At 68.0% G+C, this 21,674-nt stretch carries 22 protein-coding genes; 8 read left to right on the top strand and 14 right to left on the bottom strand.

The features are described from left to right. Positions 1-138: 138 nt before the first annotated feature. Genes ACIQCZ_RS12850 through ACIQCZ_RS12860 form a run of 3 tightly spaced genes read right to left on the bottom strand, consistent with a single transcriptional unit; the run spans position 139 to position 3,301 of the window. On the bottom strand, positions 139-1,062 hold the full coding sequence (locus ACIQCZ_RS12850) for a carbohydrate ABC transporter permease (protein WP_402281905.1): 924 nt from the start codon (positions 1,060-1,062) through the stop codon (positions 139-141). Then, entirely contained in the window at positions 1,049-2,020 is a 972-nt protein-coding gene (locus ACIQCZ_RS12855; protein WP_402281907.1) for a carbohydrate ABC transporter permease, read from the bottom strand. The genes ACIQCZ_RS12850 and ACIQCZ_RS12855 overlap by 14 nt, the downstream gene beginning before the upstream one ends. Before the next feature lie 12 nt (positions 2,021-2,032). Continuing rightward, the gene (locus ACIQCZ_RS12860; protein ID WP_402281909.1) at positions 2,033-3,301 is read right to left on the bottom strand and encodes an ABC transporter substrate-binding protein; all 1,269 of its coding nucleotides are present in this window, start codon (positions 3,299-3,301) and stop codon (positions 2,033-2,035) included. Between the two features lie 226 nt (positions 3,302-3,527). Between ACIQCZ_RS12860 and ACIQCZ_RS12865 the strand changes: the two genes are divergently transcribed. Both ACIQCZ_RS12865 and ACIQCZ_RS12870 read left to right on the top strand, forming a co-directional pair. After that, complete coding sequence (locus ACIQCZ_RS12865; protein ID WP_402281911.1) at positions 3,528-4,631, top strand: LacI family DNA-binding transcriptional regulator; 1,104 nt, start codon at positions 3,528-3,530, stop codon at positions 4,629-4,631. Between the two features lie 534 nt (positions 4,632-5,165). After that, positions 5,166-5,591: a hypothetical protein gene (locus ACIQCZ_RS12870; RefSeq protein WP_402281913.1), complete on the top strand. Its 426-nt coding sequence runs from the start codon at positions 5,166-5,168 to the stop codon at positions 5,589-5,591. Between the two features lie 134 nt (positions 5,592-5,725). Here the strand turns inward: ACIQCZ_RS12870 and ACIQCZ_RS12875 are convergent, their stop codons facing one another. Then, positions 5,726-6,064: a hypothetical protein gene (locus tag ACIQCZ_RS12875; protein WP_402281915.1), complete on the bottom strand. Its 339-nt coding sequence runs from the start codon at positions 6,062-6,064 to the stop codon at positions 5,726-5,728. Between the two features lie 182 nt (positions 6,065-6,246). Then, positions 6,247-6,579 carry an ArsR/SmtB family transcription factor gene (locus tag ACIQCZ_RS12880; RefSeq protein WP_402281916.1) on the bottom strand — a complete coding sequence of 111 codons (333 nt, stop codon included), beginning with the start codon at positions 6,577-6,579 and terminating at the stop codon, positions 6,247-6,249. Between the two features lie 124 nt (positions 6,580-6,703). Here ACIQCZ_RS12880 and ACIQCZ_RS12885 point away from each other — a divergent pair, with 124 nt between their 5' ends. Then, positions 6,704-7,900: an MFS transporter gene (locus tag ACIQCZ_RS12885; protein WP_402281917.1), complete on the top strand. Its 1,197-nt coding sequence runs from the start codon at positions 6,704-6,706 to the stop codon at positions 7,898-7,900. Positions 7,901-7,911: 11 nt separating this feature from the next. Here ACIQCZ_RS12885 and ACIQCZ_RS12890 read toward each other — a convergent pair whose 3' ends face one another. Continuing rightward, the gene (locus ACIQCZ_RS12890; protein WP_402281918.1) at positions 7,912-8,208 is read right to left on the bottom strand and encodes a hypothetical protein; all 297 of its coding nucleotides are present in this window, start codon (positions 8,206-8,208) and stop codon (positions 7,912-7,914) included. 160 nt (positions 8,209-8,368) lie between these two features. Here ACIQCZ_RS12890 and ACIQCZ_RS12895 point away from each other — a divergent pair, with 160 nt between their 5' ends. The 3 genes from ACIQCZ_RS12895 to ACIQCZ_RS12905 all read left to right on the top strand — a co-directional run bounded on the left by ACIQCZ_RS12895 (position 8,369) and on the right by ACIQCZ_RS12905 (position 10,454). Beyond that, positions 8,369-9,097: an SDR family oxidoreductase gene (locus ACIQCZ_RS12895; RefSeq protein WP_402281919.1), complete on the top strand. Its 729-nt coding sequence runs from the start codon at positions 8,369-8,371 to the stop codon at positions 9,095-9,097. Positions 9,098-9,272: 175 nt separating this feature from the next. Then, on the top strand, positions 9,273-9,494 hold the full coding sequence (locus ACIQCZ_RS12900; RefSeq protein ID WP_402281921.1) for a hypothetical protein: 222 nt from the start codon (positions 9,273-9,275) through the stop codon (positions 9,492-9,494). A 9-nt stretch (positions 9,495-9,503) separates the two neighbouring features. After that, a complete protein-coding gene (locus ACIQCZ_RS12905; protein ID WP_402281923.1) occupies positions 9,504-10,454 on the top strand; it encodes a class I SAM-dependent methyltransferase in 951 nt (316 codons plus the stop codon). 145 nt (positions 10,455-10,599) lie between these two features. On the opposite strand, the gene ACIQCZ_RS12910 is transcribed toward ACIQCZ_RS12905, so the two are convergent. Beyond that, positions 10,600-11,157: a YdeI family protein gene (locus ACIQCZ_RS12910; protein ID WP_402281925.1), complete on the bottom strand. Its 558-nt coding sequence runs from the start codon at positions 11,155-11,157 to the stop codon at positions 10,600-10,602. 6 nt (positions 11,158-11,163) lie between these two features. Between ACIQCZ_RS12910 and ACIQCZ_RS12915 the strand changes: the two genes are divergently transcribed. Beyond that, a complete protein-coding gene (locus tag ACIQCZ_RS12915) occupies positions 11,164-11,391 on the top strand; it encodes a hypothetical protein (protein WP_402281926.1) in 228 nt (75 codons plus the stop codon). A 401-nt stretch (positions 11,392-11,792) separates the two neighbouring features. Here ACIQCZ_RS12915 and ACIQCZ_RS12920 read toward each other — a convergent pair whose 3' ends face one another. After that, entirely contained in the window at positions 11,793-12,581 is a 789-nt protein-coding gene (locus ACIQCZ_RS12920) for a DUF5707 domain-containing protein (RefSeq protein WP_402281928.1), read from the bottom strand. 324 nt (positions 12,582-12,905) lie between these two features. Further along, the gene (locus ACIQCZ_RS12925; protein ID WP_402281930.1) at positions 12,906-13,505 is read right to left on the bottom strand and encodes a TetR/AcrR family transcriptional regulator; all 600 of its coding nucleotides are present in this window, start codon (positions 13,503-13,505) and stop codon (positions 12,906-12,908) included. Positions 13,506-13,575: 70 nt separating this feature from the next. Between ACIQCZ_RS12925 and ACIQCZ_RS12930 the strand changes: the two genes are divergently transcribed. Beyond that, complete coding sequence (locus ACIQCZ_RS12930) at positions 13,576-14,469, top strand: NADP-dependent oxidoreductase (protein ID WP_402281931.1); 894 nt, start codon at positions 13,576-13,578, stop codon at positions 14,467-14,469. A 1,119-nt stretch (positions 14,470-15,588) separates the two neighbouring features. On the opposite strand, the gene ACIQCZ_RS12935 is transcribed toward ACIQCZ_RS12930, so the two are convergent. From ACIQCZ_RS12935 to ACIQCZ_RS12955, 5 genes are all read right to left on the bottom strand, one after another. Continuing rightward, on the bottom strand, positions 15,589-16,143 hold the full coding sequence (locus tag ACIQCZ_RS12935) for a hypothetical protein (protein ID WP_402281933.1): 555 nt from the start codon (positions 16,141-16,143) through the stop codon (positions 15,589-15,591). Next, positions 16,140-16,703 carry a TetR/AcrR family transcriptional regulator gene (locus ACIQCZ_RS12940; RefSeq protein WP_402281935.1) on the bottom strand — a complete coding sequence of 188 codons (564 nt, stop codon included), beginning with the start codon at positions 16,701-16,703 and terminating at the stop codon, positions 16,140-16,142. Before ACIQCZ_RS12940 ends, ACIQCZ_RS12935 begins: the two co-directional genes overlap by 4 nt. Positions 16,704-16,980: 277 nt before the next feature. After that, positions 16,981-18,240: an MFS transporter gene (locus ACIQCZ_RS12945; RefSeq protein ID WP_402281936.1), complete on the bottom strand. Its 1,260-nt coding sequence runs from the start codon at positions 18,238-18,240 to the stop codon at positions 16,981-16,983. 257 nt (positions 18,241-18,497) lie between these two features. Then, positions 18,498-19,379 carry a phosphotransferase gene (locus ACIQCZ_RS12950; RefSeq protein WP_402281938.1) on the bottom strand — a complete coding sequence of 294 codons (882 nt, stop codon included), beginning with the start codon at positions 19,377-19,379 and terminating at the stop codon, positions 18,498-18,500. 318 nt (positions 19,380-19,697) lie between these two features. After that, entirely contained in the window at positions 19,698-21,548 is a 1,851-nt protein-coding gene (locus ACIQCZ_RS12955; RefSeq protein WP_402281940.1) for a serine hydrolase, read from the bottom strand. Between the last annotated feature and the right edge of the window lie 126 nt (positions 21,549-21,674).

Raw genomic sequence — 21,674 nt, forward strand, 5'->3', positions numbered from 1 at the left:
TGAGTACCTTTCGAAGAACAGTCGTTCGGGCGAGAACCGGTGGCTGTGGGCCCGCTCCGGTCGACGGGGACCGGAGCAGGTCACTTGAGGCCGGAACGGTCCCTTGAGATCGGAGCGGTCACGTGAGGACGGAGCAGGTCACTTGAGACCGGCGGTCGCGAAGCCCTGCACGAAGTAGCGCTGGCCGATGAGGAAGAGAATGACCATGGGCAGGGTGGCCAGCGTGGTGCCGGCCATCAGGAAGTGCCACTGGGGGCCGTTCTCCGTCTTGAAGACGGAGAGTCCCACCTGGATCACCCGCAGGCTGTCCGTGCGGGTCACCAGCAGCGGCCAGAGGAAGTTGTTCCACGACGACTCGAAGGTCAGCAGCGCCACGGTGGTGAGCGCGGGCTTGACCTGCGGCGTCATGATCCGGGCGTAGATCCGGAACTCGCCCAGACCGTCGAGCCTGGCCGCCTCCTCCAGTTCCACCGGGAGGTCCAGATAGAACTGGCGGAAGAGGAAGACCGCGAACGGGGTGACGGCGCCGGGAACGATGAGCGCCCACCAGGAGTCCAGCCAGCCGCTGCCGCCCTGGCCGAAGAGGTCGTTCCCGCCGGCCAGCGGCATGAAGCGGACGATCAGGAACTCCGGCAGCACCTTGGTGTACGTGGGGATCATCAGCGCGGCGATGAAGAGGTAGAAGATGACCTCGCTGCCCCTGAACCTGATCCGCGCCAGCGCGTACCCGGCCATCGACGCCACGACCACGTTGATGAGGGTGTGACTGAAGGCGATGATGAAACTGTTGCGCGCGTACGTCGCGAACGGGGCCGCCTTCAGCGCGTCGATGTAGTTCCCGAACTCCCAGTGTTCCGGCAGTAGTCCGGCGTCCTGGGAGGCGATCTCCACCGGTGTCTTGAGCGAGGTGAGCACCATCCAGACGAACGGCACCACCATCAGCAGCGAGACGACGGTGAGGGTCGCGTAGAGCCCGATCCGGCCGACGGTGAGCGGCTTGCCGTTCCTCCCCGGCCGGGACTTCTTCACGGCCCCCGGTGCGTGCAGCTCAGTTGTGGCCACGGGTGCCTCCCATGATCCGCCGGTTCACCAGGGTGAAGCCCATCAGCAGCACGAACAGCACCAGTGACTGCGCGCAGGCGTAGCCGACACGGAACTCCCGGAAGGCGGACTTGTAGATCTCGTACGTCATCATCGTGGTGCTGTTGGCCGGGCCGCCGTCGGTCAGGATGTAGATCTGGTCGAAGGACTGGAACGCGCTGATCATCGATGTGATGAGCACGAAGAACGTCGCGGGCTTCAGCAACGGCAGGGTGATCGAGAAGAACTGCCGCACCTTGGACGCTCCGTCCACCGAAGCGGCCTCGTACAGCTCCTTCGGCAGGGACTGGAGCGCGGCCAGGTAGATGAGCATCTTCATGCCGATGCCCTGCCAGACACCGACCAGGATCACCGACGGCATCGCCCACGAGGTCGACGACAGCCAGGCCGGTCCGTCGATCCCGAGGAACGACAGCAGTGTGTTCAGCAGCCCGTTGCCCGGGTTGTATATCCACAGCCAGACCAGTGCGATCGCGACGGTCGCCGTCACCTGCGGCAGGAAGACCGCGGTACGGAAGATCCCACGCGCTTTCAGGCCGGTGTGCAGGGCCAGGGCCACGAGCAGCCCCAGCATCATGCCGAACGGCACGGTGAAGAAGGTGTAGATGACGGTGTTGACGACGGACTTGCGGAAGACCGCGTCGTCCATCATGTCCCGGAAGTTGTCCAGGCCCACGAACTGCGGCGCCGTCAGCACGTCGTACTTCGTGAAGGCCAGGACGACCGACGCGACGACCGGCAGTCCGATCCAGAGCGAGGCGTGCAGCAGCGCGGGCGCCACCATCAGCATGCCGGCGCGTTGCCTGCGACGGCCTGGACCGGCGGGCGCCCGGCCGGAGTGCTTCTTCGCGACCGTGTGGTGCGCGGTCGGGGAAGGGGGCCGCGCGGGCCGCGCCTTCAGTACGGATGTCGCTCCCACAGTGACGGGTCCTTACATCCGGCCGATGGCGGCCTCGGCGAGCCGGCCGAGTTCCGCGATGGCGTCCTTCGCGGACTGGCTGCCGACGATCGCGGGCTCCAGAGTGGGCTTGATCTTCTCGCGGATCTCCATCCAGGCGGCGGTGCCGCCCTCGGAACAGGCATCGCCCATGCTCTGCAGGGAGAGATCGACGAACTTGTTCTCCTTCACATAGCTGGTGTCGCTCAGATCCTTCAGTCCGGGCACCGAACCACGCTGCTTGGCCGCACCGAGGATGGACTCGGGCGTCGCGAGGTACTCGACGAGCGCACGCGCCGCCGCCGGGTGCTTGGTACTGGCGGACTGGGTGACGAGGGTGCCGCCCTGAAGCATCGCGGGCTTGCGGTTGGCGAGGATGAACGCACCGAGCCTGTCGTCCTTCAGCAGATCCGGGGACTGGTCCCCGACCTGCTTCCACAGGGCGCTGGTGGTCATCATCATCGACGCTCTGCCGGTCTGCACATTGGACGGCGCACCGGCGTCCGTCTTCTTCGTGTAGTCGGCGGAGCCGTCCTTGATCAGATCCTTGAAGAACTGCAGCGCCTCGACGCCGCGGGCATCGGTGAACAGCACCTTCCTGCCGTCCGAGCTGAACAGCTGGCCGCCGTTGGCGAAGAGGAAGGTCTCCCAGCACTGGCGCAGATCTATGGAGAACGGGTCGAACCCGATCCGGCCGTCCTTGGTCAGCTGCTTCGCCACGGCGCGCAGTTCGGCCCAGTTCGCGGGCGTCTTCTTGATGCCGGCCTCGGCGAAGTGGTCCTTGCGGTAGACGACGATGCGGGTGTCGAGGACGACCGGCAGCGCGTACAGCTTGCCGTCGTACCGGGACGGCTCCAGGACCCGCTTCTCGTAGTCGTGCGCGGTGGCGAACTTCTCGGGCAGCTCGGCGATGGCCTTCTTCGCCGCGAACGGCGGGATCCAGCCCACACCCATCATCAGCACGTCGGGCAGCAGACCACCGGCCAGCCCGGTGGTGATCTTCTCGTTGAGCTGCGCGTACGTGGTGTAGTCCACGTTGACCTTGACGTCCGGATACTTCTTCCGGAAGCCGCCGAGTATCTCCTTCTCCAACAGCGTCTTGCCGTCGGCGCCTTCGTAGATCGGGGTGAGCAGTGTGATCTCACCTTCGGCGGGACCGTCTGCGGAGCCGGCCGCCGAAGTGCCGGTGCCGCATCCGCCGAGAGCGGCGACAGCGGTGCCGGCACCGATGGCAGCGAGCAACGACCGTCTTTTGAGTTCCATGGGACACCCCTTTTGAGGTGGAGGCTGTGGATCGATCCAGCGATGGCAACCCGGCCATGGCTGGGAAGCGCTGGTAAATCGATGCAGTGATGCTAGGAACGCCACGAGAGGGACGTCAACAGCTGATGCACATGAATTTTCAGGGATGTTAACGGGTGTACCGGTGAACAGAGTTCAGTAAATCGATACACTGATAGGGTCAGTTGCGTTCCGAACCGGAGGTGGCATGAGCGGGGTAACGATCCATCAGGTCGCGGAGGCCGCAGGGGTCTCCGCGAGCACGGTCTCCAACGTCCTCAACGGGCGTACGGACCGTATGCAGGCGGCCACGCTGGCCCGCGTGGAGCAGGTGATCGAGCAGCTCGGCTACCGGCCCAACCGCGCGGCCCGGATGCTGCGCACCGGCCGTATCAAGGTCATCGGTCTCATCGTGCCGTCCGTCGCCAACCCCTTCTGGGGGGCGCTCGCCCGCGAGCTGGAGGCCATCGCGCTCGCCGAGGGCTATCACGTACTGCTCTGCAACAGTGAGCGCGATCCGGCCCGCGAGCTCAAGTACGGGGAGGAACTGCTCGCCGACGGGGTCAGCGGAGTGGTGCTCTGCTCCTCGCTCCCGTCGCTCGACCATGTGACACCGCTGCTCAGCCGCGGTCTGAAGATGGTCGCCTTCGACCGCACCGCGCAGGCGGGCGATCCGCCGTCACTGGCCTCCATCAGCGTCGACAACGCGATGGGGGCCGAACTCGCCACCCGTCACCTGATCGAACTCGGGCACCGCCGACTGGCGTTCGTCTCCGGCTCGGTCAACAGCGTGAACCGGCGCGAGCGCCTGCGCGGCTTCCGGGCCGCTCTGGAGTCGGCCGGTCTCGACCCGGCCGACGCGATCGTCTGGCCCGGCGCCGACACCGCCGAGTTCGGTGACAAGGACGCTGCCGAACTCGGGCGGAACGCGGCCAGGGAACTCCTCGGCGGACCGCGCCCGCCCACCGCGTTCGTCGCCATCAACGACATGTGCGCGATCGGGATCTGCCGGGGCGCCAAGGACGCCGGACGCAGCGCGGGGCAGGACGTCTCCGTGGTCGGCTTCGACGACATCCTCCTCGCCGACCTCTTCGAGCCTCCGCTGACGACGGTCCGCCAGCCGCTGCCGGAGATGGCCGCCGAGACGTTCCAGCAGTTGCGGGCGCGGATCGACTCGGCACCGGTGGCGGGGCGGTCGCTGCTCATCCGGCCGAGACTGGTCGTACGGGAGTCGACGGCCCCGGCCGGCGTGGCCGCCGCGATCCCCGGGCCGAGTGGACCCGGGCGGCAGGTGGCGGACCGGACGGCATAGAGGCGTTGGCCGGACTGCGGTGCGGCACGCCGCTGCTGTACACATCACCTGCCCGGCCCGACCGTTGCTCATTGCGCATCCGCATGACGAAGGAGCGCAACGGAGTTGGACGGAGCATCTCGGGACGTCCAGTCGATCAGGCTGCCGCGCTGGGGGCGAGTGCCTGAAGGGGCAGGAGCAGCGCTCTGGCCGGTCTTCGATGAGAAGGGAAGAGCGGGAACAATTGTCAAGCGCTGTGGGTCAGGTGATGTGTGAGGTGGCGGTGTCTCGCTGAGTCCTGATGAAAGCCTTGTGCCGAGCCTGGCCTGCCGGCTCGGAAGGGCTTGCCGACGGGACGCGGGACTTCAGGGGTCCGACGGCGGTGTCTCCTATGCTCAGCCCATGAGAGAGCCTCATCCGGTCGAGCCGTCCGGGACGTTCGTCACCAGGCGCGATGACCGTTGGTACGGGCGGTTCCGGTTGCGTTTCCCTCAAGTGTCGCCGTGGCCCGACCTGTCCACGGCCTTTGTTCGAATACGTCCGGGGTGGCGGTCTTTGGCCGAGGAAACGCTGGCACTGGTGACGGCCGAGATGCCCAGGCAGACCTGGCCGGTCCATCTGCTCAACCAGAAGGCCCATGGGAGAGGATGGAACTTCGACCTGGGCCCACCGGAGGCTGACTACCTCTGCCTGGAGATGCTGTCGGACGTCTGCTACATCGACATACGCAACCTGCACCAGCTCATCGACCTCCTGGCACCGGCCATGGAGGACGCGCACTTCTTCGTCTACTCGATGGGTGACGGCCTCGACCAGTGGGTTGACGAGGTGCGCATCCACGACGGGCGGAGCAGCTTTACGCGGTGGGCTGTCGCGGGGGAGGCGTGGGCCGAGTTCCCTGCGCTGTGCGCGGAGCTCGGCGACAGTCGCGCAGGGGACGAGACTTTTGGCCGATTCGTCACGTTGATAAGTGATCGGTGAGCCGTTTGATCGGCAGGCGCGAGGGGGCCGCGGGCCGGAGGGGCGGATCTCCAGCCGTGCCAGGCTGAGCTCGGCCGGACGATGTGGTCAGGTCGGCATGTCGGCGCGCTCGGTGGGGCGGTGCGGTCATGCCGTCATGTCGGCGCGCTCGTCCAGGACGCCGTTCTCGAAGCGGGCGCCCGCGTGCACGAGGCGGTGTCGGCGTCCATCTCGTCTGCCTGCCCTGCCGCCAGTTCGGCCAGGACCTCCGGCAGTGCCGGGTCGTCGATCGCGGTGACGGGGGAGACGGGCGGCTTCGCGCCCCGGCGGGTGGGTCCGGTCGGCGCCGGTTCGCCGACGAGCATCCCCCACGTCGTCAGTGAGATCCGGTGGATCCGTGCGGAGGGCTTCGCGACGCCCGCGTCGGCGAGGTACCGCTCGGCTGCCACGGTGTACGGCGAGGGAGGGGCGGACAGAGGCGGTAGATCCGGCATCTGCTGCGATCGGAAAGGGGGACGTCACAGATTGCAGCGGTGATTACCGACAACTGCTTGTCGGGGGTGACGGCTTATGACGAGCAACAGAGCGGATCCGGCTGCCTGATGGCGCCACTCCCCTTTTCCCTCGCGGGTCGAGTGGAAGAGTTCGTCGAGCCGCCGCGACGTCGGGGCTGGTTTCAGTCTTCTACGGCTGGGTGCGTGTTGCGAGCTCCGTTCAGTACGGAGTCGAGCAGGCCGGGGAACAACGTGTCCAGGTCGTCGCGGCGAAGCCGCACCAGCCGGGATCGGCCCTTGACGGTGGTCCAGGTGATTCCCGCTTCGCGCAGCACCCGGTAGTGGTGGGACAGCGTCGTCTGGTGAACGTCCAAGTCGCCGCCGATGGCGTTGCAGCTCTCCTCGCCGGTCATGGCGAGCCGTTGGATGATCTCCAGTCGCACCGGATCGGCCAGCGCACGTAGCACCTCCACCATCCGGATCGCCTCGGTCGCCGGTTGAGAAACCTCACGCATCGCTTCCCTCCATCTGTGTCAAGACCGGAGCCTACCCATTCATTGATTCATGGACAAGTATCCATGTATTGCTTACAGTGCCGATCACCTACCCACGCGGCACTCCGGAAAGGCGGAACGATCCTTGTTGAAACGACTCCTTCCCCTGGCCCTGGCGACGTTCGCCGTCGGCACCGACGGCTATGTCATCGCGGGCCTTCTCCCCTCCATCGCTGCCGACCTGGGAGTGTCCACCCCGGCGGCCGGTCAGTTGGTGACGGTCTTCGCCCTGACGATGGCGTTGTCGGCGCCGGTGATGGGGGCCCTCACCGGCGGCCTGGATCGACGGTCGGCGTTGCTGATCGCCTTCAGTGTGTTCGTGATCGGCAATGCCGTCACCGCGTTGGGTACCAGCTACGAGGTGGTGATGGCCGCCCGCATCGTCACCGCCGCGGGAGCGGGCATCATCACCTCCGCCGCCTCCAGCACCGCGGCGGCCATCGCTCCGCCGGAACGCCGCGGCCGGGCCCTGGCCTTCGTATTGGGCGGCCTGACGTCGGCGACCGCGCTGGGTCTGCCTCTCGGCACGCTGATCGGCCGTACCGACTGGCACATCACCCTGTGGGCCGTCGCCGGGATCGGCCTGCTGGCGGCCGTCGGCATCGCCGTGGGCCTCCCCAGGGTGATGCTCCCCGCCGCCGCGCTGTCCGACCGCCTTCGTCCACTCAAGCAAGGCCGCATACTGGCCCTGCTGGCGGTCACCTCCCTCGCCTTCCTCGGCGTCTACACCCTCTACACCTACATCGCCCCGGCTCTGCGGGAGGCCACCGGCGGCAACGAGTCGCTCCTGACCCTGATCCTGCTGGTCTGGGGCGTCGGCACCCTGGCCGGGAACATCATCGCCGGACGCCTGGTCGACCGTCACGACTCCACACGCGTCCTCGCCGGCACCCTCGTCCTCGCGACTCTCGCACTGGCCCTGACCCCGCTGGCGACTCGCGCCCTCGTCCCCACCCTGGTCTGGGCGGCAGTCTGGGGTGTGACCGGCGGCGTCATCGTCGTCCCCCAGCAGCACCGGCTCATCGCCCTCAGCCCTGCCGCCGCACCAGTCCTGCTCGGCCTCAACGCCTCCGCGCTCTACATCGGCGTCGCCCTCGGCGGCGGCCTCGGTGGGCTGGCACAAGAATGGTTCGGACTTGCCCCGGCCGAACTCGGGCCGGTGGCCGCCGGTATCACCGCCCTCACCCTCCTCTGGCACCTGGGAACCACGCGTCGCCCCGCCCGGCTCGCCCCCATTCTGGCGGCGTCGGCCTCGGCCGACCCGGAGAAGTCCAAGGCGTGACCGGTCCCTCCTCATGGTGTCCCCGGGGCCGATGCCCGCTCCGGGGCACACCGTTCCACACGGACGGCCTCAACAGTTGGAAGGCGCTGCAACCGGCGTCCGCCGCCGGCGGCGGCCCGCAGTCGGTCCTCCAACTGGCCGCGTAAGAAGGCGAGACAGGTGAAGACCATCGCCTCGAAGTGCTTGCGGACGAACTGCGCCCACGCCGCCTCCTCCCGGGGCGGCGCGGAGAACGGATGCAGCTCATGCTCATGCGCGGTGATCAGCCGCTCGAACCGCGGATACGTGGTCCGCTCGATCGAGGTCACAACCCACTCCGGGCGAGACGACAGTTAACATCGCCACCAACGACACTGGGTTGAACGGGTGACGGCCGACGATCGTCGAACCCCGAGATCAACTACTGGCGGCTTCTCGGCTTACCCCGGCGAACCCCCCACAATCGGCCCGCAAATGAGGAGTGCAACAGTGAAATTCGACAACCACCGCGTTGTCATTACCGCTGCCGGCCGCGACTTCGGGCGGACTCTGGCGATCCGGCTCGCGGACCTCGGTGCCGAAGTCTTCCTCTCCGCACGCAGTCTCGCTGCCGCCGAACGCGTCCGTGACGAGATTCGCGATCGCGGTCATGAGCGGGTCCACGCCTTTGTCTGCGATCTGACGGACCCCGCCTCGATCAGCGACTTTGCGTCCAGCGTTGCCCATCACACCGACCGCGTCGACATCCTGATCAACAACGGTTCCCGCTACCTCCATGGCCCGGATCTCCAGTCAGCCTCCGACACCGACATCATCGACACCATCGCGTCCGGTGCCACCGGCACTGTCCTGACCGTGAAGCACTTCCTCCCTCTCCTTCTCAACTCGGACAAGCCGGATGTGGTGACGATGGTCTCCGCCTGCGGAACCGCCGGCCATCATCGCTCGGACGCGCACGATGCCTTCTACGCGGCCAAGAGCGCCCAGGCCGGATTCACCGAGATCCTCTCCAAGCGCCTGCGGCCCCAAGGAGTCCGAGTGATATCGCTCTACCCGCCCGACTTCGACAACGCCGACCCGCTCTCCGCGGAGTGGGAGACCACCCCGCGCGACTCCAAGGACCCGCTCACCGCGCAGTCGCTCGTGGACTGCATCCTCTTCGCAGTCGCCCAGCCCCGCGACTGCTTCATCAAGGAATTCCACTTCGAACAGGTCTGACTGGCCCTCGCAGAAGCGGCACTGACGTCAGGCTCAGCCATATGCACTCCGGGCCGCAGTCGTTCAGCCAGTCCCAATACCCGACTCCGCCTTTGCACGTCCGCGGCACCCATGTCGAAGACACCTGGGCCGCCGGACGGCAGCGCGCCACCGACCGATGGCACGGACCGGCCCAGTGAAGTGGAACCTTCGTCCGGCGGCCGCCAACCGCGACATCCGGAAGGCCGGCGAACTCCAGCGGATGCTCGCCGAACGTGGCGTGGTGATCAGCGCGGGGAGATGTCGGGGCTGGTCCCGCACCGCCGCGAGCCGCTACGCGACCACCGTCCAGAACCTGCTCGACGACCACAGCGGAGTCCGCCGAGATGCGGTCGGAATGGAGAGCGGGCGCTCTTGACGGCTGCCCGTGAGGGGATCCCGACCGAACGATGCCGGCGGAGCAGACAGAGAAGAGCGACACGGCTGCTGTCGAGGAGCTGCCGTCAAACCAGTGGCGTCCCCGTGGACGAGCCTCATAGTTTGTGCGCTCGTGACAGATCACCCGAAGACGCGCCCGAATCGCCATGACCTCGGTCGGGTGTTCAACGAGGTGCCGGAACTCTACGACCGGGTCCGGCCGGGATACCCCGACAAGCTGTTCGCGGACCTTGTCACCGTCACCGGCATGGACGAAAGGTCGTCGGTGCTGGAGGTGGGCTGCGGTACCGGCCAGGCCACGCGCTCGCTGGCAGCGCTCGGATGCTCAGTGACCGCCATCGAGCCGGGCGAAGAAATGGCCGTCCTCGCTCGCCAACGGATGGCCGGCTTCGGCAACGTCGAAGTCGAGACGTCGACGTTCGAGGAGTGGGACGACCGCGGTGGACGCTTCGATGTCCTCGTGGCTGCGTCGTCGTGGCACTGGGTCGACCCGTCGATCGGCCGGCAACGAGCGTACGACGTGCTGTGTCCCGGAGGATGGATGGCGCTGCTCGACAACGTCGTTGTCCGCCGACCGGGAGAGCCGGAGGTGTACGCCGAGACCGCCGATCTCCACGAGCGGTTCTGCCCCGGGAACCCCGACTGGGGTCATCCTCCCCTGGAGGACCACGTGCGTACCACCGACGAGGGCTGGGGCCCGGTCGGCGGTCCCGGAGGATTGTTCGGCCCAACGATCGTTCGCTGGTGCCCGACCGTTCAGTGGTTCCACGGGGACGGCTTTGCCGATCACCTTCGCTCGTTGTCGCTGTACCGGAGGCTCGACCGCGACGTCCGCGAGCCCCTGCTCGACGCCGTCGCCGAGCGCATCCGCACGCGGATGGGCGACCGGGCATCACGCCGTTATCTGAGCGTCCTCCGTGTCGGACAGCGCGCCGAGTGAGCCCAGTGGTAAAGGACCTGCCGATTCAGCGGCAACGGACCCACCGCACTTTCATGCCTGCCTGCCTGCCTGCCGAAGACGCCGTGGGTTCCCCTCGACGTCGCTGGCGGAACCGACTGAGCGGCCTGATCCTTTGACGCCGCGCCTACCCGTCGGCGGCCAACGCTCGCACCGCGCGCTCCACTGCGGCTTGGCGCCCCTCGGGAGTTCGGGCTTGGAGCAGGGGCAGCAGCACCAAGTACTTCGCGGTCTTGTCGAGTGCCCCGAAAGCTCTTGTCGCCCGGGTATCCGCCGCCAGTTCGTCGGGCACCGTGGCCGTCGACTGCGGCGCGTATGCGGCGGCCCAACGTCCGTCCGCCTGCGCCTTGCGTACCTCCGCCAAGCCCGGCTCGCGCATCCGGCCCGCGGCCGCCAGCGCGGCGACCTTGTCGACGTTGACTTGCGACCACAGGCTCTTGGGGCGCCGCGGCACATACTTCTGCAGGTAGTACGAAGCGTCGAGCGACCGGCGCTGACCCGAGATCCAGCCCCAGCACAGCCCCGCGTCGACCAGTTCGTCGGCTGTCACGGACGCGATCCCGGAGCCCTTCTTGGCGACCTTGACCCACACGCCGTCGTGCCGTGCGTGGTGAGCCGCCAACCAGCCGTCGAACGCCTCGCCGTCCGCGAAGGCCACGACCTCGACACCGCCGATCTCGTCCATGGCCCCATGCTATGCGGCCACCGGCCCGGCGCCGGGCCACGCGTTCCCGTCCGCCTCGCCCAGGTGTTCGGGCTCGACGAGAAGACCGCGCTGCGCTACGCCGACTCCGCACGAGCCCTGCTGGAGCGGGCCACCGAGACGTCCCGTGAGTTGACCGCGGACCCATGGGACCACCCATCAGGATCAGGGAAATCCACCTTCGGGTTCGGGCTGAAGAACCTTCAGTTTCCATGAACTCCGCGAGCCTCCCCGGCCTCGGTACTGGTGGGCTCGCGTATTCAACTGTCGTCAATTCACCATGGAATCCACCCTGTTAATGACCGTGTGTGGTCCCCGGAGGCATGCTGGTTCCGGGGACCACCGAGCTCGGATGCGAAACGGGATGTGAGGGCGCGGTGGCAGACAGGGGTGGCGACGGAGGCGGACGTCCCGGGGTCTGCTTTCGGATTGCTGCGGTGCGGCCGGCAGTTCTTGGGGGACGCCGCGATGGTCGATCAGCTTGGAGAGCGCGAAGGGATGCAGCGGCTGACCGGCCCGCCGGCCGGGAAACAGTCAGGGCTCAAGAAGGCTCAGACCGAAGGGTCTTCGGCCTGAGCCTTCTGCGCTTGCTGGAGGTTGGATGACCCTCCCGAGAGTTACTTCACGTCGACGTAGTCCGCCGTGGAGGCGACCGCCGGGGTGGTGGACGTGCCTGCGAAGGAGTAGCGGAAGTAGCCGTCCGCCGTGGCCGTCGTCGTCGTCCTCAGGTTGCCCTTGCTGTCCGTCGTGACGGTCTTGAGGGTCTTGTAGGTGCTGGTGCCCTTCTTCTTGAACTGGAGCTTCACCGGCTGCTTGGTGTAGCCCCCGTACTTGTAGGTCTCCCAGTTGGCGCGGGTCAGGGCGCCCGTGACGGTGATCGTCTTGTTCTTCTTCACCGGTTCCGGCGAGGCGTTGACCGTCAGCCTGGAGTTGCGCAGGACCTTCGCCTTCGCGGCGGAAGCCTTGGTGATGTAGTCACCGTCGTTGGCCAGGGCGTGTGCCCTCACGGTCCAGGTCCCGGCCGTGGTGTTGTCGTGGGTGTGGATGCGCGGGTTGATCTCCAGTGTGTAGGTGCAGGTGGTCGTGGTGAAGCTCTGGCGCACACACTTGCCCGCGATGTTGTCGGGCACCACGAGACCGTAATACTCCCCGTTCGGGAGGGACGTGTGCCACATGACCGGGAAGGTATTTCCGACCTCGATGCCCGAGTCGTCCGTGGCGGTCACCGCGATGGTGAACGACTTCACGGCCGTGGTCCCCAGGACGATGTCCTTCCCTCCGTTGACGACCACCTTCGTGATCCTGATGTCGCCCGAGAAGTCATCCGCCTGGGCGGCCACCGGAATCGTGAGCGCGGACAGGGCGAGAGCCCCGGCGAAGCCTGCCACGGTGGTGCGGTGATACATGAAGGCGTTTCCCCCATGTTCCAGCGCCTCAGGAACGTCCCGAGGCGGAGCTGACGATGCCCACCCAGTACGCGGGTGGCACAGGCATGACCATCAGGTCGCAGGAATGGTTGCCCATCGATCACAGGGCGGCCAGGACGAGCGCGGAGCTCATGCCCTCTTCCGGACTCGGTTTACTGACGGGCTCTCCTGTCCAACTTTCGTCAGTTCGTCCCGGTGTCCGGCCGGATGGTGATCGTCGGTGGCGTACCGGCTCCAGATTCCATCGCTCTGCCGTTGGGGTTCGGCGGGACGGCGCCGGGCGGGGCCGAGTTCTGGCCAGGGTCAGGCCGTGCAGGTGGGGTTTTTGGAGGGGCAGGTGACGTCCCAGGCGGCCTCGATCATCCGGAAGATCTCGTCCACCGCGGTCTGCGGATCGGCCGCGTCACGGGCCAGGGAGTAGGCGTCGATCACGAACCTCGCGATCGTCCGGCAGGCCGTTGTGGTCTGTGACAGGTCGGGATCGGCGGCGATGGCCGTCGCCAGCGACTCTGCATGGCGCAGCCTCATCGACTCCTCGTACTCGCGCAGGGCGGGTGATTCGTTGATCATGTGCCAGATCGGGGCGGCGCTGTCCGCCGTGCAATGTCGCACCAGGGCCTGGATCTCCCGGCGCAGCGCGGGGATGAGCGGCTCGTGCGGTGCCCGGATGGTGACCGCCTGCGTGAGGCGTTGCTCGAAGTCTTGGTCCTGCTCGAACACCAGGGCCTCTTTCGAGGCGAAGTGGGAGAAGACCGTGGTGACGGCGACGTCGGCCTCGGCGGCCACGTCGCGGATGCCCACCGTGTCGTACCCGCGTTCCAGGAAGAGCCGCAGGGCGGTATCGGCGATCTTCTGACGGGTCGCGGCCTTCTTGCGTTCGCGTCGCCCGTGCGGCTCGGTCATGCCATAACGCTATCAGATGCAAGACTGGAACTGTTGTTAAATGCTAACCGTTAGGGTTATGGTCGACGGCATGAAGAGAGTGAGCTTTGCTGAGTTCGGCGGTCCGGACGTCCTGCGACTCGTCGACGCCGACGAGCCCCACGCGGGACCCGGTCAGATACGCATCGCCGTGCGGGCGGCGGGCGTGAACCCCGTCGACTGGAGGATCCGTGAAGGCCAGATCCTCAAGGCCCATCCGATCGAGTTGCCCTCCGGGGTCGGGCTGGACGCCTCTGGGGTGGTGGACGAGGTCGGTCAGGGCGTCGAAGGGGTCGAGGTCGGCGACCACGTGTTCGGTGAGGGCTCGAACACCTATGCCGAGTTCGCCGTGCTGTCGGCCTGGGCCCGGATGCCCGAGGGACTGACCTTCGAAGAGGCGGCCGGGTACCCCTCCGTGGTGGAGACCGCGCTGCGGATCATCCGCGAGGTCAGCGTGGAGGCCGGGCAGACGCTGCTGGTCAGCGGTGCGTCCGGGGGAGTCGGATCGGCGGTGCTGCAGATCGCCCGCGACCGCGGCATCAGGGTGATCGGCACGGCTGGGGCCGCGAACCAGGACTACCTGCGCGGCCTGGGTGCCCTCGCCACGACGTACGGCGAAGGCTGGGTCGAGCGGGTGCGGCGGCTCGGCCATGTCGACGCAGCTCTCGATCTGGCCGGCTCGGGCGTGATCCGCGAGCTCGTCGAGCTGACCGGGGATCCGCAGCAGGTGGTCTCCATCGCCGACCTCGCCGCGCCGGAGTTCGGTGTCCGATTCTCCGGTGTGGCCGGGAGTGTGCCGGAAGCGCTCGCCGAGGCCGTCGGCCTCATCTCACGGGGAAGGCTCCGCATCCCGGTCGAGAAGTCGTACACGCTCGCCGAGGCCGCGGCGGCGCACATCGACAGTCAGGCCGGTCACACGCGCGGGCGCCGGGTCCTGGTCGTCTGAAATCCGGCTGCGCGTCGTGCCCAAGCAGAAATTGAGGACGATGCCGGCCTTGCGGCTGAGTCAGCCCGTATCACGCGGCGGCGGCCGGCGCGGAGCCGTGAGGCATGGGTCGTGTGTCAGGGGGCTTAGACCGACCGGCAAATGGGGGGCGGCGTCGCGGGGCTGGGCACGCACATCTGCGGCGTTGTCGTCGGTCGACAATGCTCCGCGTTGCCTCCCTCCTCCGCCTTGCAGCCGCACGCACCCAGCCCCGCTCCTTCTTCCACCCCCCATGTGCCGGTCGGTCTTATAGCTCCGATTCGTCATTGAGACCCGGGCGGGCATCAACGACCGGACATGTCGTGGCGGCGCTTCACTGGTGGGCTCGCATCTTGAGGTATCGCCTATTCCATGAGCAACGGGCCGAACCCGTCACCGCAAGTGAGTGCGAGGGCCTTCGGCTGACTCGCCATAGCCAGATTGAGGGTGGTCAACTACTGGGGCGAATCAGGTACTTACGACACTCATCGCAGTGGCAGGAACTCTCATCGGATCACTGCTGGGGTACCAGTTCCAGAAGCGAGTCGCGGACCGCAGTGAACGCCGCAGCGCCGTTCTTGCCCTCACCAGCGCCGCTAACGAGTTCTTACGGAGCCAACACGACTGGTGGCGTAAGCGTGAGGATCAAGGCGGCCCGGCGCACGTCGCAGCCAGAACGGAAGCCTTCAGCTGCGCGGTCTGGTCTTCCAGGCCGTTCACCAACTACACGCTCTCGTTCACGTCGTACGGCCCGAATGGGCCCGCGACGTCGTCGCCGGGACGGATGCCGACCATCGGGCCGCCACCCTTCGGACGATGAAAGCCAGGGATCAAGCGTTCACCGTACGAGCGAGCACCGACATCCTCCAGCAGGGGCGCGAACTTCACGCTCCTGCGACCTTTCGAGGTAGATGACACCGCTCTTCAGCGCGACTTGGACTACAGGAGCGGGTGCCCGAACGGCCTCCGCGCGTACTCGCCGTGCGCAGAATCAGGGCCTGAACAACACCTTGACCGCGGTGATCATCGACTGTCCGGTACCGACGCACGAACGGCGCGCCACAGGTCGGAGCCACAGATGCAGGAGGCAACGACCTCACGTCAGGCCGGCACCGGCGCGGGCTGGATCCGCTTCGCGTCCCAGGCCAGCCACACGCAGGCGGCCGCGAGCAGTGCGCCGTGCGCGATCCGCAGCGCGGGCGGACCGAAGAACTGCGGCAGGAACAGTGCGAACCCGACCGCGAACAGGATCGCCGGCACCGTGCGCATCCGGGCTGCGACGAGGATCGCGGCCGCCGCCATGGTCAGCAGCCCGAGCCCGAACATCGTCATCGCGAACGGGTTGTAGCGCACGTCCTCGGCCAGGTCGAGGACGTTCGACTGGTTGGCCATAGCATGCAGGCCGAAGTCCTCGGCGCCGTAGTACGGCAGCGTCAGGCCGGCGCCGATCCAGAACACGATCGCCGCCACGCGGTTGATCGGCAGCAGTGCAATCGCGACCAGGATGAACCCGATCATCGCGCACAGGTGCGCGACGATCCACGCGGTGGAGCCCATCGCGGCGGCGGCACCCGAGGTGGTGGACTCGTCCTCCCATGGACGGAGGGCGGGGTAGAGCAGGAACAGTACGCCTGCGACGGACAGCGGGATCCTCATGATTCGCTCCTCAGGCCGGCGAGATACATCTGGATGAGCTGGTCGTAGGTGTCGTCGAGGTCTTCCGGCAGGCCGAAGCCGCCCGCGGATTCGATGGACGCGAAGCCGTGCACGAGCACCCGCAGGCGCCGGGTCGCGTGCACGGCCGCCGAGCCCTCGAGTCCGTAGCCGCGCAGCGTGGCGTACATGACGCCGACGAGCTTCGCGCCGGCCGCCTCCTGGATCGGGTCGTGCAGCGGGTCCATCGGCAGCGCGGCGTACCGCTTCGGGTGCGCGGCGACGTACGCACGGTAGGCGTGCATCAACCCGGTGACCGCCTCGTTGCCGGCGGTGCCCAGGACGGTCGTCGTGAGCCGGTCGGTCATATCCTCCAGCACCCGCACTCCGACGAGCCTCTTCAGTTCGCCGAGGCTCGCCACGTGCTTGTAGAGCGACGGCGTGGCGACCCCGCAGCCGTGCGCCACGGCGGCGAGCGTGAGGCCGTCCGGCCCGTGCTCGTCCACGATGCCGAGCGCCACATCGACCACGGCGGCCGGCGTCAGCGACCTCTTATTAACCATAGCCCAGAGGCTATTGTCATTAGCCAAGGATGTCAATCGGCACCGGAGCCGGCGAGTGGATGATTCAGACCGTGGCGTAGCGGCCGCGACGGCGGACCAGGGCCACCATCGTCAGGGCCGCGGTCGGGCTGCCCGCACCCCGGGTGACCTTGGTCCGGAGCTTCACCGAACTGAAAGTGGATTCGATCGGTCCCGCCGTGCGGGCATCCAGCCGGACGACTCCGGGCCGGTCTGAGACGGTTACGGCCTGATCCACTCTCCGTCGTGCACCAGGCCGTTACCCACCGGGTGCGCCGTCGAGTGCATCCCTGCACGCTCGGACGCGATTGACGCGGTACACGTCCCGCACACAGAGATTGAGGATCGTGGTGGCCGCGATGGCACCGGCACAGACCAGGAGCACGGTCCGATCGTCCCAGGCATGTGCGGCGAGCGCGGTGACGAGGTAGCCGAGCGGGATGGCGACGCGCTCCCCGACACCGTTGAACGAGCTCAGACGGCCCAACTCCGCCTGCGGCACGTGCTGTTGGAGTGCGGTGTTCCATGCCACGATGGCGACATCCAGACCGATGCCCGCGAGCACGGCACCGAGCAGCACCCAGGGCAGGTCCAGCCCTGTTCCCAACGCCGCCGGTGGCAGGCAGAGCCCGGAGCCGGTGATGACGGCAACGGTCAGCAGGCGGTGCGGCCTCCACCGCAGACACACCACCGTGCCCGCCAGCAGGCCGAACGCGAAAGCGCCCTGTACGAGCCCCCAGGAACGCGCCCCCGAGTAGTGCTCCGTGGCGACGACCGGGCCGAGGAGCTGAAAGCCCGCCAGCCAGGCGGCGACCACGACCGTTCCGGCGGCGGTGTACGTCCACAGCCAGGTGCGCGCGCGGAATCCGGCCCAGCCCGCCCGCAGATCGGCCAGGGCGCTCGCGGTCGTGACCGGTGCGTCCAGGCGCAGCCCGAGCAGCAGGAGCGCGGCGACGAGGAAGGTGAACGCATCCCACGACAGGGCCCATGCCGGACCGCCGACCGCGACGATCACCCCTCCGACGACGGGCCCGAGAACCTTCACGGCGTTGTTCGGCAGCCGGACCAGCGCATTGGCCTGTTGCAGATGCTCCGCCGCGACGAGCTGCCCCACGACACCCGTCGCGGCCGGCGCGGTGAAGGCCACGGCGATCCCCGACACGAATCCGCACGCGGCGATCGACACGGTCGTCGCGTGATGCGTGGCCACCAGCACGGCGAGCGTCGCCTGGGCCGCGGCGGACAGGAGGTTGCCCAGAAACAGGATCCGGCTGCGTGACAGTCGGTCCGCGAGGACGCCGCCCGCGACGGTGAAGACGATCGTCGGGACGGAGTTCGTGGCCAGTACGACGCCGAGCGAGCCGGCTCCGCCGCCCTGCCCGATCACCGCATAGGCGAGTGCGAGGGGCGCCATCGCGGAGCCGGTGGTCGAGACGAGATTGGCGAGCACGAATCGCCGGAAGGCCGCAACCCTCAGTGGTGTCAAGGATGTTGCCGGGTGCGTGGCAGCGGCCTTCATGATCCTCCCGAGGTTGGTCCAGCGGGGCACCCTACCTGTCCGCGGGGGCGGGAGCGGTCGACGCGGTGCGCGAACGACCACCCTGGGAGGGCGGGGCAGTCGAACCGAAACGCTCCCGAGGCCGCCGGTGCGTCCCTCGTCACTGCGCGGGGGGCAATACGAGGTGTGGTGTGCCGTGTGTGCCGTGCGAAGCTGCGGCGACCCGGCGAGCCGTGCCGCAGGACCCGCCCCCGGGTCCATCCGCGCTCATGGGAAGGTCACACGCGCTGCTCGGCCAGATCGAGCCAGTGCTCGACGTCCCCGGGAGCGAAGTGCCGGATGGCCCAGTCGGCCATCCGCAGGCTCATATGTGCCCAGGAGGGCCGCAGGATGTCGTCGGGCAGGCCGTCCAGGATGTCGTCGAGGCGGCTCGTGACTCCGGGCGCCTGCTCGCTCGCGTGCAAGCCGAAGCGCAGGGTGACCAGGTCGAAACGGCGGTCGCCCCGGCCGGAGCCGTCCCAGTCGATGACACCGGCGACCGAGCCGTCGACGGCGAGCAGGTTGCCCTGGTGAAAGTCCTGGTGCACGACGTCGTGGCCGGGGAGCCGATGAGGGTGGTCGAGGCCGACCGACCTGATCCGGCGCTCCAGATCACCGCCGCGCCGACTGTGCCGACGCAGCGGCTCGTGAAGACAGTAACCGGGGCCGTCGTCGAGCAGGTACAGGTTCATCGACGGGACATCCGTACGCCCGGCCAGCAGTCCTGCCTGCGCCTCGTTGAGGGCGAGGGCCCGGTCCAGCCCACGGTGGTCCAGACACCGCACCGGTGTGCCCGCCAGCAATGTCTGGACCAGCACGACCGCGTCGTCCACCTGGACCGCCAACTCCGTCGACGGGCAGGGATACCCCTGTGCGAGCAGGACTTCGCACACTGCCAGCGGCCCCGCTCCCAGATCCTCGATCCGCGTGTTCGGCCGCCACTTCAGCACGGACCGGTGACCGTCCGGCCATCGGACGTAGGCGGCACCGATCTCGCCCCCCGGACACGGCCCCTCGACCACCAACCGGACACCGGCCTCGGCATACAGCGCCTCTGTCAGCCGGTCGGCGTCCAGTCGTTCGGCACGTGTCCAGTCCTGCGGCGACGGGGATGGGGTCATGGGAGCATCATCCGTCCCCGGGCCCGTCCCCGTCGAAGCGGGCGCCGATGCCGCGCCGTCGGAAGCGGACCGATCGCGTCGGCGATCCACGGCGGCACCGGGGCGATCACACGTCACCGGCCGCGGCGCACGGCGGCCCGGAACGGGACGGAACCGGCCGGCCGACCGGGCACGGTCGCCTCCGGTGCTGTTCGGGACGGCCGTGGCGGACCCGGCCACCGTCGTCCGCCGCCGTGAGCCGTGGCGGACCCGGGGGCCCGTTCCATCCACCCCGGTCCTCGCGGCCCGCCCCGTCCGCCACGCCCCGTGCAGTTCGCCTCAGTCGGCCGAAGCGGTCCATCCCAGCGCCTCGATGCGTGCGGCATCACCGGACCGGGCCTCGTCGAACACCGTCCGGTTGCCGTCCTCGACCCGGACGGCGTCCACGTACACCCCGCGTCCCACGTACAGCTGGTCCGTGGCGTAACGCCACCGCAGTCGCACCTCCTTGCCGCGCCATGCGGCGAGATCCGCGTCCAGACGGTGCCAGACCCGGCCGGACCAGCCGGAGACCGAACCCGTCGGATGGGGATCGGGCTCACTCCGGTGATGACCGTCCATCGGCACGGTGGTGAACGGCACCGGCTGCCAGCTCGCCCCCGCGTCCGCCGACGCCTCCAGGAAGAGGAAGTCGGACCCCGGCTCGGTGTCCCACCACAGGGCCGAACTCAGCGTCGCCCGTGACGACGCGAGTCGCAGCGCGGGCAGTGTGAGCGTGGCCGTCGTGGCGCTCGCCAGTCCGGAGAACCACGCCGTGCGTCCCCGCGTGGGACGGACCGCCACGGCGCGCGCCATCTGATTGGCGGCGGCGACGCGCGGCGCGCTCCCGGAGCGCCAACCACGCACCGGGTGGACCGAGTTGCCGAGGACGATCAAGAACGAGTCGGTCGTGGGGTCCAGGACCAGACTGGTGCCGGTGAAACCGGTGTGGCCCGCCGTACGAGGAGTCGCCATCGCCCCCATGTACCAGTGCTGGTACAGCTCGAAACCGAGACCGTGCGCATCACCGGGGAACGCGGTGTTGAAGTCGGTGAACAGCAGATCGACCGATTCCGCGGAGAGAATCCTCGCGCGGCCGTACACCCCGCCGTTGAGCAGCGTACGGGCGAGGATCGCCAGGTCCCAGGCGCAGGAGAAGACCCCGGCGTGGCCCGCCACGCCGTCCAGACTGTAGGCGTTCTCGTCGTGCACCTCGCCCCAGACCAGTCCGCGGTCGAGGCCGGACCAGGGGAGCCGCGCGTCCTCGGTCGCGGCGATCTTCGGCTTCCAGGCGGCCGGCGGGTTGTACCGGGTGCGCTGCATCCCGAGCGGAGCGGTGATCCGCTCACGGAGCAGTACGTCCTGCGTGCGGCCGGTGATCTTCTCCAGGACCAGTTGCAACGAGATCAGATTGAGGTCGGAGTAGAGGTACACCGTGCCGGGAGGGTTGGCCGGCACCTCGTTCCACAGCAGCTCCAGCTTTCCCTCCCGCGTCGGCACCTTGTACAGCGGAATCCAGGAACGGAAACCCGAGGTATGCGTGAGGAGCTGACGGACCGTGATGTCCTGCTTGCCGCCACCGGCGAATTCGGGAAGGTACGAGGCGACCTTCGCCTCCAGCTCCAGCGTCCCGAGCTCGATCTGCTGCACGGCCAGGATCGAGGTGAACAGCTTGGACACCGAGGCCAGGTCGAAGATCGTGTCCTCGGCCATCGCGATCTGCTGGTCGGGCGGGAACTCCACCCCCGTGTCGGTCTTCTCGTCATAAGCCGCGTAGCGCACGGCCTTGCCGATCGGGCGGTGCAGTGCCACCGTGCCGCCCCGCCCGGCGAGCAGCACCGCACCCGCGTACCAAGGGTGCTTGGGGGAGTCGGAGAGGAATTTCTCCGCATCGGCGACCAATTGGTCCAGGGGGCCCTGCAACAACCCGGCACGAGCGGCCGATCCGCGCCGCAACGTCGGCTGTCCTTGCTTCGACGCCGCGTTCGTTCCGGCCCCTGTGCGCATGCCCGACGACTCCGCCTCCGGCTCCATGGCCGCCGCCCGCTCCGCGAAGGGGATCGGCGCCAGGGCGAGTGCCCCGCCCAGAGCCAGCATCCCACCGCCCAGCCTGCGTCGGCTGATCCCTCTGCCGGCCGCGTCCTGACTCATCCGGAACCCCTTCCCGCTGCCTGAAAATAATTTTCGAAACTTCGTCCGGTGGTGAAACTTCCTTCCGCCGCAGACACTACTGTCACCACCGCCGTCACGGAGCACCCCGACGTCACAAAGAATCTG

It is taken from the genome of Streptomyces sp. NPDC093149 (genome assembly GCF_044754145.1).
GTDB lineage: Bacteria > Actinomycetota > Actinomycetes > Streptomycetales > Streptomycetaceae > Streptomyces.